The following is a 14,513-nucleotide window of genomic DNA, read 5'->3' as shown; positions in this document are numbered from 1 at the left end:
CATTTATATATGTAATAATTGTTTTGAGTTTTATGACGAAATCTTGTAGAAAACTTAAAATCCATAATATTTTGAAGAAACAATAAAATAATACTGAGAATAAAAATTTCTAAGATTGGGCAAAAACCACTCGGAAATATCTGATCTGTCAGTTTTTGTGAAAATTAATTGACTGGTTTTTGACTTTTTTGGAAGAAGCGTTTAGGTCAGAATTTGATTTTGGTCGAAAGTTATTTTGAAGAAAATTCCTCTCAGGTTTTCAAAATCCAACACGTTTAAAATTTTATCTTTGTTTTCATGAACATCGAACAACAAATTATCTCACTTCGCAACGAACTCAGCGAACACAACTATAATTATTATGTACTGGACAATCCCACGATTTCAGATTTTGAATTTGACCAGAAATTAAACGATCTTCAGGTTCTGGAGCAGGCGCATCCCGAATATTACGATGCCAATTCGCCCACGCTTAGAGTGGGCGGTGAAATCACCAAAAACTTTGAAACGGTACCCCACACTTATAGAATGTACTCCCTTGAAAATTCCTATTCGAAAGAAGATCTTGAAGACTGGGAGAAGCGCATTGAAAAAATGGTCGATGGAGCCGTAGAGTTTACTTGCGAGCTTAAATATGATGGCGCTTCAATAAGCCTGACTTATGAAGATGGCCAATTAAAAAGGGCGGTAACCAGAGGCGATGGATTTCGGGGAGATGATATTACTGCTAATGTTAGAACGATTAGATCTGTTCCGTTGCATTTGCGTGGGGATTATCCTCCGCTTTTTGATATTCGCGGGGAAATTGTGTTGCCCTTTGAAGGATTTGCAAAAATGAATGCCGAAAGGGTAGAGTTAGGGGAAGAGCCGTATCGAAATCCGCGCAATACCGCCTCTGGAAGTTTGAAATTACAGGATAGTGCGGAGGTTGCGAGACGGCCTTTGGATTGCTTGCTCTATAATTTACAAGGAGAACGATTGCCTGTAAAGACCCAATTTGAAAGTCTTGAAAAAGCCAGACAATGGGGTTTTAAAGTGCCCGAAGCAGCTAAGCTTGCAAAAAATCTGGATGAGGTACTGGAATTTGTAAATTATTGGGATATTCACAGACACGAACTTCCATATGAAACCGATGGAGTAGTAGTAAAAGTAAACAGTCTACAACAGCAGGAAGAGCTCGGTTATACAGCTAAATCTCCTCGTTGGGCGATGGCCTACAAATTTAAAGCGGAACAAGTTTCTACACTTTTGCATCAAATTACCTATCAAGTTGGAAGAACTGGGGCAATTACTCCAGTTGCAAATCTTGAACCTGTGGAGTTGGCAGGAACCATTGTAAAACGAGCCTCGCTTCATAATGCCGATCAAATACAAAAACTGGATATTCGTGAAGGAGATACAGTTTTTGTTGAAAAGGGCGGAGAAATTATCCCTAAGATAATCGGAGTTGATTTTACCCAACGCGATCCCAATTCTTCCCCTACAAAATATATTACCGAATGTCCCGAGTGTGGAACTCCCTTAGTTCGCGCTGAAGGCGAAGCTCAACATTACTGCCCCAACGTCGAAGTTTGTCCGCCCCAGATAATTGGTAGGATTCAGCATTTTACTTCCCGAAAGGCAATGGATATTGAAGGGTTGGGCAAAGGAATTATTGAGATTCTGTATTATAATGGTTTAATCCAAAATTATTCAGATTTATATTATTTAAAATATGAAAAAATTATAGGTCTAGAAAGATGGCTTGATAACGAGACCGCTGGATTGAAATATAAAAATCACCTCCAGGTAGATCTTAAAACCGCCATTTTTGGATTAAGTTATAAATGGGGAAATTTAACTTTAAAGGATTCTGAATTATTAAGTAGCGAAATACACAGTATTAAAGATATCCTAAATTACAAAGTAGATAACACGAATTCCTATGGAAAGAAATTATTAAAGTTACAGTACAAACTGAAGAATTCATTAAAATCCATTGATTTGGAAAATTTCCCTTCATTAGAAGGATACGTTTCCTTTAATCTGTTGTTACAATTGAAGTTTCCTGAAATTTGTGCATTAGATTTATTTAAGAAAGATGAATTCTATAATTTGAATTATATAGATGAAAGCTTAAAATTAAGTAATTACAACAGAGTTAAAGATTTTGAACCATTTATAATTAAATTAGCAGACAGGAATAGGATAAGTATCCAAGATTTAACAGCAAGTAACATGCTTTTAGCGATTGAAGCGTCCAAGAGCCGTGATTTTGATAAAGTATTATTTGCTATTGGAATTAAAGATGTTGGGGAAGTCGGAGCTAAAAACCTGGCTATTCATTTTAAAAATTTAAATAATTTAATGAATGCCACTTATGAGGATCTAATTTCGATTCGTGATGTCGGTAATTCTGTAGCTATAAATATTCTTGAGTTTTTTGCAAGTGAAAGAAATTTAGAAATTATTGAAAGACTGAAAGTTGCCGGATTAAAATTTGAAATAGTGGAAAAGGAGCTTGGGTCGAATAAACTGGAGGGCATGACATTTGTCGTTTCGGGAACGTTTTCAATTGAAAGGAATGAATTGAAAAGAATAATTGAAGATAATGGTGGCAAAAATGTAAGCTCCTTAAGTAAAAACACTTCTTTTTTAATTGTGGGAGAGAATATGGGTCCCTCGAAGAAACTAAGAGCTGAAAAGGACAATATAAAAATGATTTCTGAGAAAGATTTTTTTAATATGTTATTATGATTAGTCGATACACGGCATTTGATTTTGAAACTGCAAGCGGTAAAAATCCCTGTTCAATTGGTATTGTTCTGTTTGAAAATGGAAATATAATTGATAGTTTTTATTCTCTGATTAATCCCGAAATCGAAAAATTTAATCCTTATACAATGAGAATTCATGGTATCACAGAAGAAGATGTGATGTTCGAACCGAATTTTAAAGAAGTTTGGAGAGAAATCAAACATTATTTCGAGGATACTACAATTGTGGCCCATAATTCAAGTTTCGATATGTCTGTGTTAAAATATTCGTTAGAAAGATATAGCATTACTGAGCCAAAACACACTTGTTTTTGCACACTTAGAATATCACGTCAATTTTTGGATTTAAGCAATTATAAACTGACTACTGTAGCGCATTATTATAATATTGTTCAAAACAACCATCACGATGCTTTAGAAGACGCCAAAGTCTGTGGCGAGTTGTTCTATAGATTATTGCAAAATATAAATGATTTTGAGAAGTTCCAGAAAGCGAATGATTATTCTCTTCGTTCAGTTCAAAGGAAAAGAGTTAAAAAACAGATTTCAACTAGTAAATCGGCAGTAGATTATTATCTGGAAAGGAAAAATGTAGAAAATCTTTTAGAGTCCACGTCAATTGCTTTGAAGGACTTGAATTTCGTTGTCTCCGGAGTTTTTACAAAAGTTTCCCGGGACGAACTAAAAAAACTGATTGAAGATAACGGCGGGAAAGTTTCCAGTTCTATTTCGTCTAAAACAAATTATGTGGTAGCCGGTGATAATATGGGACCGAGCAAAAAAACCAAAGCGGAAAGTTTGGGTATCCCTATTATTTCCGAGGATGACTTTTTAAAAATGATATAACGGTTGGGCTGCTTATTTCTACCAATTGGAATTTCATATAGTACTAATTTTAAATTCGCGGCATAAAATGCTATGTTGAAAACATATAAACTCCGTTCTTTAAAAAGACAAACCGACAAATCTTTAGCCGAAAGAGATGTTTCCCAAAGGAACGCACCGTTAACGTATTTGGGATTTTTAGTGGATGAAGCTTTGTACGAGGATTTTGAAATGCTTGCCGATTTTGGAGTGGAACTCGGTTTGCAACGTAAGAATATAAAGATATTTACGTTTATTGAAACGCGAAAAAAAATTCCATCTGTAAGACAAAACCAGATTACCAACAAAGAATTTGGATGGAATGGCGAAATTAAAAACGAAAGTGCCATAGAATTTCTCAATAACTCCTTCGATGTACTGATTGGTTATTACACCGGAAAGCATGATTTTTTGGATACATTGGTTGCACAGAGTAAAGCAAAGTTTAAAATTGGCTGTAATAGTGCGAATGAACAATTTTTCGATTTACTTTTAAACGTTGACCTAAACAAACCCAAAGATTTTAGAGAGGAAGTAACAAAGTATTTAAAGATTTTAAAAAAGATATAAAGCAATCTCGAATATGAAAGAATTAATAGGTACCGGAGTAGCATTAATCACACCCTTTAAAGAAGATTTTTCTGTTGATGTGGAAGGACTCAAAAAAGTGGTCAATTTTAATATTGAAAATGGAATTGACTATCTAGTTGTGCTCGGTACTACCGCCGAAACTGCCACTCTTTCCAAAGAAGAAAAGCAACTAGTTATCGATACGGTAATTTTAGCGAATAAAAAACGGGTTCCGTTAGTTTTAGGCATTGGTGGCAATAACACCCAAGAAGTAATTAATGAAATGCAGAACACGAACGTTTCCGATTTTACTGCTATCTTATCTGTTTCGCCCTATTACAACAAACCTACCCAAGAAGGGATTTACCAACATTTTTCTGCAATTGCGAAAGCTGCTCCCTTACCCATAATACTCTACAACGTTCCTGGTAGAACCGCATCCAATGTATTACCGGAAACGGTATTCCGTTTGGCCAATGATTTTGACAAGATTATCGCTATTAAGGAAGCTGCCGGAGATATAGTGCAAGCTATGCGATTGATTGCTGGCTGTCCAAAGGATTTCCTGGTAATTTCAGGAGATGATATGATCACCTTGCCAATGGTTCTTGCCGGTGGAGCCGGAGTTATTTCCGTAATTGGCGAAGGTTTCCCAAAGGAATTTTCTAAAATGGTCAAGCTCGGTTTGGATAAAAAGGCTGAAGAAGCTTACAAAATCCACTACAAAATAGCACCGGCCATAGATTACATTTTTGCCGAAGGGAATCCAGCAGGGATTAAAGCTGTTTTCAAAAAGCTGGGAATCTGTGGTGATACCGTTCGCTTACCGTTAGTTGGAGTAAGCAACAACCTCCGAAAAATGATTGATTCCTTTGTTGAAAACTTCTAAAAGGGAACCTCTATTATTTGAAGTTAAATATTTCAAAACAGAGGTAAATAATAGTCTTTAAACAAATATTTTAGCCCCATAATAAGTTTGCCCATTTTCGTATAATTCCTTACTTTTGCCCGATGTTTTTGAAACCCATGCGATTTCCTACTTTACTCTTAATTTGCATTTCCCTATTTTTTGCTTCCTGTGGTCAGTACCAAAAGGTACTTCGCAAGGATGATATGGGCAAAAAATATGTCTATGCAGATTCTCTTTACAAAAAAGGCAAATATAAAAAAGCATTGAAGTTGATGGAGCAATTGGTTCCCGCGTATAGGGGGAAGCCTCAGGCGGAGAGACTGATGTTTATGTACGCCAACACGTTTTACGAATTGGGCGACAGTTATTCAGCTGGATATCAGTTTGAGCGATTTACCCAAGCGTATCCTCAGAGCGACAGTACGGAAATAGCATATTTTAAATCCGCAAAGAGTTTTTACAATCTTTCGGAACCATTTTCCTTAGATCAGAAAGAGACCTACAGAGGTATGGAAAAACTGCAGGGTTTTATTAACACCTATCCAAACTCCGATAAAAGGGCCGAGGCAAATAGCCTCGTTACCGAACTCAGGACCAAATTGGAAAAAAAGCAGTTTGAAACTGCTAAACAGTACTACCGTATTGAGGATTATAAAGCTGCTATTGAATCGTTCGATAATTTTATTGCGGATAATCCAGGTACATCCTTTAGGGAAGAAGCATTTTTATACAGATTGAAAGCTGCTTATGCTTTGGCCATTAATAGCTTACCATCTTTGGTTCAGGAACGTTTAGCGACCGCCAAGGGATATTACAATAGCTTTACAAAATATTATAAGGATACTGACTCGGCGGCAGAGGCCTATGAAATTAGCCAGAAGATTGACGAAAAGTTGGTGTCCAAAGAAACAAAACCTACTATTTAATAATTTAGAATGATGGATATAAAAAATTCAGACGCACCCATTAGTACAGTCACTCTTGACAAAGATTTGATTGATGCTCCAACCGAAAACATTTATGAGGCTATTTCTATTATTTCTAAGAGAGCCAATCAAATAAACGGTGATATAAAAAAGGAACTTCTTGAAAAATTGGATGAGTTTGCTACTTATAACGACAGTCTTGAAGAGATTTTCGAAAATAAGGAACAAATAGAGGTTTCCAAGTTCTATGAAAGACTTCCTAAGCCACACGCTTTAGCGGTACAGGAATGGCTAGAGGATAAAATCTACTACCGAAATACAAAAGAAGAGGAATCGTTGGAAGGATAAGAGTCTTGTTTCCCCATGGGCATACAACTTTTATTAATATCTTACATCCAAATTAGAATCTAAGATTATGGCTGTTTTGAGCGGTAAAAATATCTTGCTGGGCATTACCGGCGGGATTGCCGCCTACAAAGCGGCTTTTTTGGTAAGGCTTCTTGTGAAAAAAGGAGCAAACGTAAAAGTGGTGATGACAACTTCTGCCAAGGAATTTGTTACACCTCTTACGCTTTCTACACTTTCCAAAAATGAAGTATTTTCCTCCTTTACCACTGAGCCATCAGGGGAAAACCCAGAGGAAAATCCCCTTTGGAACAATCATGTAGAACTTGCGCTTTGGGCAGATTTAATGTTAATTGCACCCGCCACCGCAAATACGATGTCTAAAATGGCAAGTGGAGGGGCGGATAATCTGTTGTTGGCAGTTTACTTTTCGGCAAAATGTCCGGTATATTATGCTCCCGCAATGGATTTGGATATGTATATACATCCAACGGTTTCAGAAGTCTTCAAGAAATTGGACAGTTTCGGAAATATCCAAATTCCCGCAACCTATGGCGAATTGGCAAGCGGATTGGTAGGCCAGGGAAGAATGGCTGAGCCAGAGGATATTGTTACATTCTTAGAAAACGATATTTTAAAGAAACTTCCCTTAAAAGGAAAAAAAGTACTGATTACAGCTGGTCCCACTTATGAGGCAATTGACCCTGTTCGATTTATAGGAAACCATTCTAGCGGAAAAATGGGTTATGCCATAGCCGAAGTAGCTTCAAAACTTGGTGCGGAGGTAATTCTTATTTCAGGACCGGTAAGTTTAAAGTTGGAAGATGATTATGTAAAAATAATCCGGGTTACTTCAGCCGAAGAAATGTACCGAGCGGCCCATCAATATTTTCCCAATTGCGATATTGCTATTTTAAGTGCCGCAGTTGCCGATTATCGTCCCGCAGATGTTTCTTCGGAAAAAATAAAAAAGAAAGATGATGATTTGGTTCTAAATCTTACAAAAACCAAAGATATACTTAAATCTCTAGGTGAGATAAAACAGAAGCAGTTTTTGGTCGGTTTTGCTCTTGAGACCCAAAACGAAGAGGAAAATGCAAAATTGAAACTCAAAAAAAAGAATTTAGATTTAATTGTTTTAAATTCGCTTCGAGACGAGGGAGCTGGTTTTCAATCGGACACCAATAAGGTAACCCTAATTTCAAAGGACAATAAAGTACTTCCTTTTCCTGTTAAAGCTAAGGCTGAGGTGGCAAAGGATATTTTGGACTATATTATAGAAAAAACATATGCGTAGAATTTTGCTTATTTTAATATGTATTGCGACGGCAAACTTAACATTGGCACAAGAACTTAATTGTACCCTAACCATAGATGCCGCACAAACGGGTCAACCAAACCTGCAATTGTTCCGTACATTGGAGACCCAATTGAGGGAATTTATCAACAATACCAAGTGGACCGACAAGACTTTTAAAAATCAGGAGCGTATAGACTGCAATATGACTTTGGTGATAAGCAGCATAGATGGCGAAAATTTTAATGGTACGCTTCAGATACAATCTTCTCGTCCTATATTCGATTCTACCTATGACAGCCCCGTTTATAATTACTTCGATCGTCAAGTAGATTTTAGATATAAAGAATTCGAACCTTTCAACTTTAATATAAACACCTTTGAGTCCAACCTGGTTTCCGTTGTAGCTTTTCACGTTTACACGATTATTGGTCTCGATGCTGACACCTACATTCCCAATGGAGGAGAATCCTACTTCGAGATTGCAAAACAAATTACCAACACCGCTGCCGGTAGTGCTTATTTAGGCTGGAAATCAAAGGATGGGAATCAATCGAGATACCAATATAACGATGCACTACTTTCTTCCGTTTATAAGGAATTCCACCAGGCGATGTATGATTACCATCGAAAAGGCTTGGATCTTATGGCTGCCAAGCCAAAAGAAGCGAAAGAAGCAGTTTCAAATGCCATTACATTGCTAAAAGGAATTAACGACAGAAGACCGAACTCATTTTTGCTTCGAACTTTTTTTGATGCAAAAAGCGATGAAATTCAATCTATTTTCAGTGGCGGACCACAAGTGGATATAGTCCAGTTGGTGGAGAATCTTAACCGAATGGCACCTACCAAAAGAAGTAATTGGGAAGAAATAAAATTTTGATTTTATATTAATAACTTTGGCTTTTTGATTTATTATAGAGTCATTATCCCTCGAAATATTTCTATTTAGCATTTAAATTATAATCCCCTAATATTCAGAATCGACCGTGATTACAACTCTCGCTATAAAAAATTATGCACTTATAGAAGATATTCGTGTGGATTTAGAAGAGGGACTTACCGTAATTACCGGTGAAACCGGAGCTGGAAAATCTATTATTCTGGGGGCTTTAGCTTTATTGCTGGGCAAACGTGCCGATATTGGCAGCGTAAAGGATGCCTCGAAAAAATGTGTTGTTGAGGGTCATTTCTTGATAGAGAACTATAACCTACAAGCTATTTTTGAGGAGAATGATCTTGATTACGACGCCCACACAATTCTTCGTCGTGAAATATTGCCGAGTGGAAAGTCCCGCGCTTTTGTAAATGACACTCCTGTATCATTATCCCAACTTCAATCCGTTGCTCCTTTATTGGTTGATGTTCACAGCCAACACGAAACTCTGGAAATCGCTTCGGAGAGCTTTCAATTGGAGGTAATAGATACTTTAGCGGAAAATTTTAAAATTTTAAAGACTTATCAGGAGCAGCTCCGCGAATTCCAAGCCCATGAAGAAAAGCTGGAGGCTCTAAAATTGGAAAAGGTCTCTGCAACCAAAGAGTTAGAATACAATACGTTTCTTTATAATGAATTAAAGCAGGCGGGTCTTGAAGGATTGGATCAACAGGAATTGGAAGAGACCTATGAAACATTGAACAATGCCGAAGAAATACAAAATGCGTTTTTTCAGGCAGAACAATTGCTTCAAGAGGAAAGTGTTGGAGGTATTGAAACTGCCAAAGAAGCCAGGCTTGCTGTAGGACGGATCAAGGGTTTTTCCACTACCTATGAAGATTATTGGCAGCGATTAAACAGTGCGATTATTGAACTGGAAGATCTTTCAGAAGCAATGCGAAACACTGCCGAAAAGGTAGCTTCCGATCCGCAACGTCTCTTCGAAGTAAATGAAAAACTTCAGCAACTTTATAAATTGCAACAGAAACACAATCTGCAAACTGTTGGTGAGCTTTTGGAATTTCAGAATTCCTTAGAGGAAAAGGTTAACAAAACCTTAGGGCTTGAGGACGAAATAACACAGCTTGAAAAGCAAGCGAAACAATTTTCCGAAGCCGCACATAAATCTGCCCTGGTAATCCATAAGGGAAGAACGAATGCCATTCCGCAGTTAAAAAAGCAATTGGAAGAAATCCTGGGTTTATTAGGATTGCCGAATGCGCAATTTCAATTTAATTTAAAATCTTCCTCAGATTTTAGACGAAATGGAACGGATACGCTGGAGCTGTTATTTACTGCAAACAAAGGTATGGCTTTGGGTCCCTTGAAAAAAGTGGCCTCAGGTGGAGAAATGAGCAGGATAATGCTTGCCATAAAAGCAGTATTAGCACGCTATAAAAAACTACCTACACTTATATTTGACGAAATTGATACGGGAGTTTCGGGTGAAATAGCCAATAAAATGTCCACCATAATGTGGGAAATGGGTAGAAACATGCAGGTTTTGTCAATTACGCATTTACCCCAAATTGCCGCAAAGGGAGAAAACCATCTAAAAGTATATAAAGAAGATATAGACCATGTTACGGTTACTCATTTAAGAAAACTGGACAGGGAAGAACGGATTTCAGAAATTGCCCAAATGCTTGGAGGGAAGAATATTTCGGAAGCAGCTATTGCAAATGCAAAAGAATTATTGAATTAAAATGTATCTTTACTTTTCTGATTTTTCAAAGTAACTGGCCCAAAACAAAAGGAAGTTAAACATTAATTTATAAAATATGTCATATAATCTACTAAAAGGAAAACGCGGAATTATTTTTGGAGCATTGGACGCTAATTCCATTGCCTGGAAAACTGCCGAAAGAGTTCATGAGGAAGGTGGAAAATTTGTGCTATCTAATGCACCAGTAGCAATGAGAATGGGTCAAATTCAAGAATTGGCGGAAAAAACAGGCTCCAAAGTTATTCCTGCAGATGCAACAAGTCTTGATGATCTTGAGAATTTGGTGGATCAAGCGGTTGAAAAATTGGGCGGAAAATTGGACTTTGTATTACATTCAATAGGAATGTCCATTAACGTAAGGAAAGGAAACCACTACACAAGCCAAAATTATGACTATACCCACAAAGGTTGGGATGTTTCCGCTGGCTCATTTCATAAAACAATGCAGGTTCTTTATCAAAAGGATGCAATGAACGAGTGGGGAAGTATTATTGCCCTTACCTATATGGCCGCGCAAAGAGTTTTTCCAGATTATAACGATATGGCAGATAATAAGGCTTATTTGGAAAGTATTGCTCGCAGTTTTGGATATTTCTTCGGAAAAGATAAAAAAGTACGGGTGAACACAATTTCCCAGTCTCCAACACCTACAACAGCAGGGCAGGGTGTGAAAGGTTTTGACGGATTTATAAGCTACGCCGATAAAATGTCACCTTTAGGAAATGCAACTGCATTAGATTGCGCCAATTATACTGTGGCAATGTTTAGCGATCTAACTAAACGAGTAACCCTTCAAAACCTTTACAACGATGGTGGATTCTCCAATATGGGAGTAAGTATGGATGTGATGGATGCGTTTGTTAAGGGAGCGGAATAAGTTTATCGTAAAAGATTTAAAAATATTATTTCAATAAAAAAGCCATCTCGATTGATGGCTTTTTTATTGAATATTGTTGAAAAATTTTAAACCTGAATTACCCCCAAATTAAATGGTTTCTCAATAGGAGCGTGGTTTGCAGCCTCAATTCCCATCGATATCCATTTTCGCGTATCAATTGGATCAATTACGGCATCCGTCCAGATCCTCGCTGCTGCGTAATACGGAGATATTTGTCTATCGTAACGCGCTTTTATTTTATCGTATAATTCCTTTTCATCCTCCTCTGAAAGCTCCTTTCCTTGTTTTTTCAAGGAAGCAGTTTCAATTTGTAGCAACACCTTGGCGGCACTATTTCCACTCATAACGGCGAGTTCGGCACTCGGCCAAGCTACGATTAATCTTGGATCGTACGCTTTCCCGCACATGGCATAATTTCCTGCACCATAGCTATTTCCAACCACTACGGTAAACTTTGGTACCACACTATTGCTTACGGCATTAACCATTTTTGCGCCGTCCTTTATTATTCCTCCATGTTCACTTTTGCTTCCTACCATAAATCCTGTCACGTCCTGTAGGAAAACCAAGGGAATTTTTTTCTGATTACAATTTGCAATAAATCGAGTTGCTTTATCTGCGCTATCGCTATAAATAACTCCCCCAAACTGCATTTCGCCTTTTGTGGTCTTTACTAATTTTCGTTGGTTTGCGACGATACCCACTGCCCAGCCATCTATTCGGGCATATCCCGTAAGAATGGTTTTTCCGTAACCTTCTTTATACTGCTCAAAATCGCTATCGTCCACAAGGCGTTCAATAATCTCTAGCATATCGAATTGTTCAGTACGCGCCTTCGGAATTATTCCGTAAATCTCATTCGGATTCTTCTTTGGTTTTACTGATTTTTCCCTATTAAATCCAGCCTTGTCAAAATCACCTATTTTGGAAACAATGTTTTTTATGGTGTCCAAAGCGTGCTCATCATCTTTCGCTTTGTAATCGGTAACTCCACTAATTTCACAGTGAGTTGTTGCACCACCCAAGGTTTCGTTATCAATGGTTTCGCCAATAGCGGCTTTAACCAGATAGCTTCCCGCCAGGAAAATACTTCCTGTCTTGTCAACGATAAGAGCTTCATCGCTCATAATTGGAAGATAGGCCCCACCGGCCACACAACTGCCCATTACGGCGGCGATCTGGGTGATTCCCATACTGCTCATTACGGCGTTATTTCTAAAAATCCTTCCGAAGTGTTCCTTATCGGGAAAAATTTCGTCTTGCATTGGGAGATAAACTCCGGCACTGTCCACCAAATAAATTATTGGCAGACGATTTTCTATGGAGATTTCTTGGGCCCTAAGATTTTTCTTTGCGGTTATGGGGAACCATGCTCCCGCTTTTACGGTTGCATCATTGGCCACTACAATGCATTGCTTGCCCTTCACATACCCAATTTTTACAACCACTCCGCCGCTAGGCGCACCACCCTGTTCCTCATACATTTCATAACCCGCAAAAGCACCTATCTCAATACTAGGCTGATCGGTATCCAACAAATATGCGATCCGCTCCCTGGCGGTCAGTTTTCCTTGTTTATACTGTTTTTCGATTCGGTCTTTACCACCACCGAGTTTTATCTTGGCAAGTTTATTCTTTAAACCTGAAACCAGTAGTTTATTATGGTCTTCGTTCTTGTTGAAATTTAAATCCATGTAAAATCCTTTGTTTTTGGCTAAAATACGAAATGCAAATAATGATTTTCTATAATCGTCATCAAAAATCCACTTCGTTTTTTATACACTATGGATTCGAGCCCCAGAGGATTATTTCTCCATTCCTATCCTTCTTAAAATTTCTTTTAAATTGTTACGTGCAATTGAAACTTAGATCTATTTTCGATTTCCATTTCGATTTCCATTTCGATTTCCATTTCGATTTCGATTTCGATTTCGATTTCGATTTCCATTTCATTTTGCTCGAAATTTGGATTCCTATTTATGTTTAACTCTGACATTTTGTTAACTATATTCTACTATATATTGTCGATATTTGCTTTTGTCCATAAATTTGCGGCATAAAAGAACCACTGAAAAAATAAACTATGGGAATGAACAAAAATACTGTATTAGCTTGGGCAACATTTATAATGATCGTAGTTGGCTGTGCACTTATTCTTTTGGGGGCTTTCCGGTATGATGATGTAGCTGGGTATGGTTTTGCCGCAGTTGGTATTGGCTTTTTCGCCATTGCCTGGGTTTTTAATGCTTTAAAAGGAAGAGTTTAATAGTACGCAATTTAGATATATCTAATTAAAACTTTAAGTGATTTTTAGATAGGGAAGATTTTAGGATTTAATTTTATAAATGGGTAAAGAACTAGAAATTCGTGAACGGCTTGCCAAACATCTTGAAGGTGGTGAAGCTTTTATGCCCGTTACCAAAATGCTGGAAAAAATATCTTTTGAAGATATAAATACCCGTCCCATTAATTTACCATATTCCTTTTATGAACTTTTTTTCCATATAGTCTTTACCCAAAAGGATATAGTAAAATTCACTTGTTCCGATGATTATACTGAACCAAAATGGCCGGAATATTATTGGCCCAGAGAAAAAGTCTGTAATTCGAAAGAAGATTGGGAAAGCTTAAAAGCGGAATATACAACTGATAGGGAACGACTCAAAAAGTTCCTTCTCAGTGAGTCCAATAGCCTAATAGATCCAGTTAAAAATGGAAAGGACAATCAAAGTCTGCTTCGGGAAATATTGCTGACTATAGAACACACAGCTTACCATACAGGACAATTGATGATACTATTAAGGTTGTTGAATTTACACTAATGTGTTTTAGGTCTGGGGTTTATGGTTTTAATTATTGCTTGGTATGGCGAGGATAGGAAGATTCGAAGATTTAGAAGTATGGCAGAATGCAAGACTAAATTGCCAATTTGTTAAAGAACTATTTCAGACAATTGGAATTAGGAATAATTACAGACTCCGCAATCAAATGGAAGGGAGATCAGGTTCAATAATGGATAATATAGCGGCAGGATTTGTTAGAGATGGGACTAAAGAATTTATTAATTTTCTTAGTTATTCCAAAGGCTCAGTATCAGAACATAAATCTCAAACTTATAGAGCATTTGATAAAAAACTTATCTCTGAGAAGCAATTCAACAACCTTGTCAATATGTGTGAATTAGAAAAAAACAAATTGGGAGCGTTTGTGTACTATTTAAAATATTCCGAAATCAAGGGACAGAAATTCAAGAGGGATTAAACTCCCCACTACAAACAATAAAC

General features: G+C 37.3%; 14 protein-coding genes and 3 pseudogenes. 15 read left to right on the top strand and 2 right to left on the bottom strand.

Going from position 1 to position 14,513, the window contains the following annotated elements; genetic code table 11:
* Positions 1-297: 297 nt before the first annotated feature.
* From ligA to EI546_RS02405, 12 genes and pseudogenes are all read left to right on the top strand, one after another.
* Positions 298-1,851: pseudogene (gene ligA / locus EI546_RS02450) on the top strand (NAD-dependent DNA ligase LigA); the annotation flags it as partial.
* A gap of 366 nt (positions 1,852-2,217) precedes the next feature.
* Entirely contained in the window at positions 2,218-2,736 is a 519-nt protein-coding gene (locus tag EI546_RS16705; RefSeq protein ID WP_410198322.1) for a helix-hairpin-helix domain-containing protein, read from the top strand.
* Positions 2,733-3,248 (top strand): annotated as a pseudogene (locus EI546_RS16700) (3'-5' exonuclease); the annotation flags it as partial. The gene EI546_RS16705 and the pseudogene EI546_RS16700, both read left to right, overlap by 4 nt.
* Before the next feature lie 141 nt (positions 3,249-3,389).
* Positions 3,390-3,602 (top strand): annotated as a pseudogene (locus EI546_RS16695) (BRCT domain-containing protein); the annotation flags it as partial.
* A 72-nt stretch (positions 3,603-3,674) separates the two neighbouring features.
* Complete coding sequence (locus EI546_RS02440; RefSeq protein WP_128249051.1) at positions 3,675-4,190, top strand: DUF6913 domain-containing protein; 516 nt, start codon at positions 3,675-3,677, stop codon at positions 4,188-4,190.
* Between the two features lie 13 nt (positions 4,191-4,203).
* Positions 4,204-5,079 carry a 4-hydroxy-tetrahydrodipicolinate synthase gene (gene dapA, locus EI546_RS02435; RefSeq protein ID WP_128249050.1) on the top strand — a complete coding sequence of 292 codons (876 nt, stop codon included), beginning with the start codon at positions 4,204-4,206 and terminating at the stop codon, positions 5,077-5,079.
* A gap of 137 nt (positions 5,080-5,216) precedes the next feature.
* A complete protein-coding gene (locus tag EI546_RS02430) occupies positions 5,217-6,026 on the top strand; it encodes an outer membrane protein assembly factor BamD (protein WP_128251510.1) in 810 nt (269 codons plus the stop codon).
* Between the two features lie 12 nt (positions 6,027-6,038).
* On the top strand, positions 6,039-6,374 hold the full coding sequence (locus tag EI546_RS02425; RefSeq protein WP_205649773.1) for a DNA-directed RNA polymerase subunit omega: 336 nt from the start codon (positions 6,039-6,041) through the stop codon (positions 6,372-6,374).
* 67 nt (positions 6,375-6,441) lie between these two features.
* A complete protein-coding gene (coaBC, locus tag EI546_RS02420; RefSeq protein WP_128249048.1) occupies positions 6,442-7,668 on the top strand; it encodes a bifunctional phosphopantothenoylcysteine decarboxylase/phosphopantothenate--cysteine ligase CoaBC in 1,227 nt (408 codons plus the stop codon).
* Entirely contained in the window at positions 7,661-8,551 is an 891-nt protein-coding gene (gene porD, locus EI546_RS02415) for a type IX secretion system protein PorD (protein ID WP_128249047.1), read from the top strand. The genes coaBC and porD overlap by 8 nt, the downstream gene beginning before the upstream one ends.
* A gap of 106 nt (positions 8,552-8,657) precedes the next feature.
* Complete coding sequence (gene recN / locus EI546_RS02410; RefSeq protein WP_128249046.1) at positions 8,658-10,310, top strand: DNA repair protein RecN; 1,653 nt, start codon at positions 8,658-8,660, stop codon at positions 10,308-10,310.
* Positions 10,311-10,386: 76 nt separating this feature from the next.
* Positions 10,387-11,208, top strand: coding sequence for an enoyl-ACP reductase FabI (locus tag EI546_RS02405; RefSeq protein WP_128249045.1), 822 nt, complete (start codon positions 10,387-10,389; stop codon positions 11,206-11,208).
* Positions 11,209-11,294: 86 nt separating this feature from the next.
* Here EI546_RS02405 and EI546_RS02400 read toward each other — a convergent pair whose 3' ends face one another.
* The gene (locus tag EI546_RS02400) at positions 11,295-12,923 is read right to left on the bottom strand and encodes an acyl-CoA carboxylase subunit beta (protein WP_128249044.1); all 1,629 of its coding nucleotides are present in this window, start codon (positions 12,921-12,923) and stop codon (positions 11,295-11,297) included.
* A 146-nt stretch (positions 12,924-13,069) separates the two neighbouring features.
* Positions 13,070-13,225, bottom strand: coding sequence for a hypothetical protein (locus EI546_RS16110; RefSeq protein ID WP_164905151.1), 156 nt, complete (start codon positions 13,223-13,225; stop codon positions 13,070-13,072).
* A gap of 87 nt (positions 13,226-13,312) precedes the next feature.
* Between EI546_RS16110 and EI546_RS02395 the strand changes: the two genes are divergently transcribed.
* From EI546_RS02395 to EI546_RS02385, 3 genes are all read left to right on the top strand, one after another.
* Positions 13,313-13,495, top strand: a complete 183-nt coding sequence (locus EI546_RS02395) for a CAL67264 family membrane protein (RefSeq protein ID WP_128249043.1) — start codon at positions 13,313-13,315, stop codon at positions 13,493-13,495.
* Between the two features lie 79 nt (positions 13,496-13,574).
* A complete protein-coding gene (locus EI546_RS02390) occupies positions 13,575-14,051 on the top strand; it encodes a DinB family protein (RefSeq protein WP_128249042.1) in 477 nt (158 codons plus the stop codon).
* Between the two features lie 43 nt (positions 14,052-14,094).
* The gene (locus EI546_RS02385; protein ID WP_128249041.1) at positions 14,095-14,490 is read left to right on the top strand and encodes a four helix bundle protein; all 396 of its coding nucleotides are present in this window, start codon (positions 14,095-14,097) and stop codon (positions 14,488-14,490) included.
* The last annotated feature ends 23 nt before the right edge of the window (positions 14,491-14,513 follow it).

The sequence above is a fragment of the Aequorivita sp. H23M31 genome (genome assembly GCF_004022485.1).
Taxonomy (GTDB): domain Bacteria; phylum Bacteroidota; class Bacteroidia; order Flavobacteriales; family Flavobacteriaceae; genus Aequorivita; species Aequorivita ciconiae.
This window is presented reverse-complemented; position numbering and strand designations above follow the sequence as displayed.

Coding starts and splice junctions, on each gene's coding strand:
- EI546_RS16705 (WP_410198322.1), top strand. CDS start 2,218: ATGCTTTTAGCGATTGAAGCGTCCAAGAGCCGTGATTTTGATAAAGTA.
- EI546_RS02440 (WP_128249051.1), top strand. CDS start 3,675: ATGTTGAAAACATATAAACTCCGTTCTTTAAAAAGACAAACCGACAAA.
- dapA (WP_128249050.1), top strand. CDS start 4,204: ATGAAAGAATTAATAGGTACCGGAGTAGCATTAATCACACCCTTTAAA.
- EI546_RS02430 (WP_128251510.1), top strand. CDS start 5,217: ATGCGATTTCCTACTTTACTCTTAATTTGCATTTCCCTATTTTTTGCT.
- EI546_RS02425 (WP_205649773.1), top strand. CDS start 6,039: ATGGATATAAAAAATTCAGACGCACCCATTAGTACAGTCACTCTTGAC.
- coaBC (WP_128249048.1), top strand. CDS start 6,442: ATGGCTGTTTTGAGCGGTAAAAATATCTTGCTGGGCATTACCGGCGGG.
- porD (WP_128249047.1), top strand. CDS start 7,661: ATGCGTAGAATTTTGCTTATTTTAATATGTATTGCGACGGCAAACTTA.
- EI546_RS02405 (WP_128249045.1), top strand. CDS start 10,387: ATGTCATATAATCTACTAAAAGGAAAACGCGGAATTATTTTTGGAGCA.
- EI546_RS02400 (WP_128249044.1), bottom strand. CDS start 12,923: ATGGATTTAAATTTCAACAAGAACGAAGACCATAATAAACTACTGGTT.
- EI546_RS16110 (WP_164905151.1), bottom strand. CDS start 13,225: ATGTCAGAGTTAAACATAAATAGGAATCCAAATTTCGAGCAAAATGAA.
- EI546_RS02395 (WP_128249043.1), top strand. CDS start 13,313: ATGGGAATGAACAAAAATACTGTATTAGCTTGGGCAACATTTATAATG.
- EI546_RS02390 (WP_128249042.1), top strand. CDS start 13,575: ATGGGTAAAGAACTAGAAATTCGTGAACGGCTTGCCAAACATCTTGAA.
- EI546_RS02385 (WP_128249041.1), top strand. CDS start 14,095: ATGGCGAGGATAGGAAGATTCGAAGATTTAGAAGTATGGCAGAATGCA.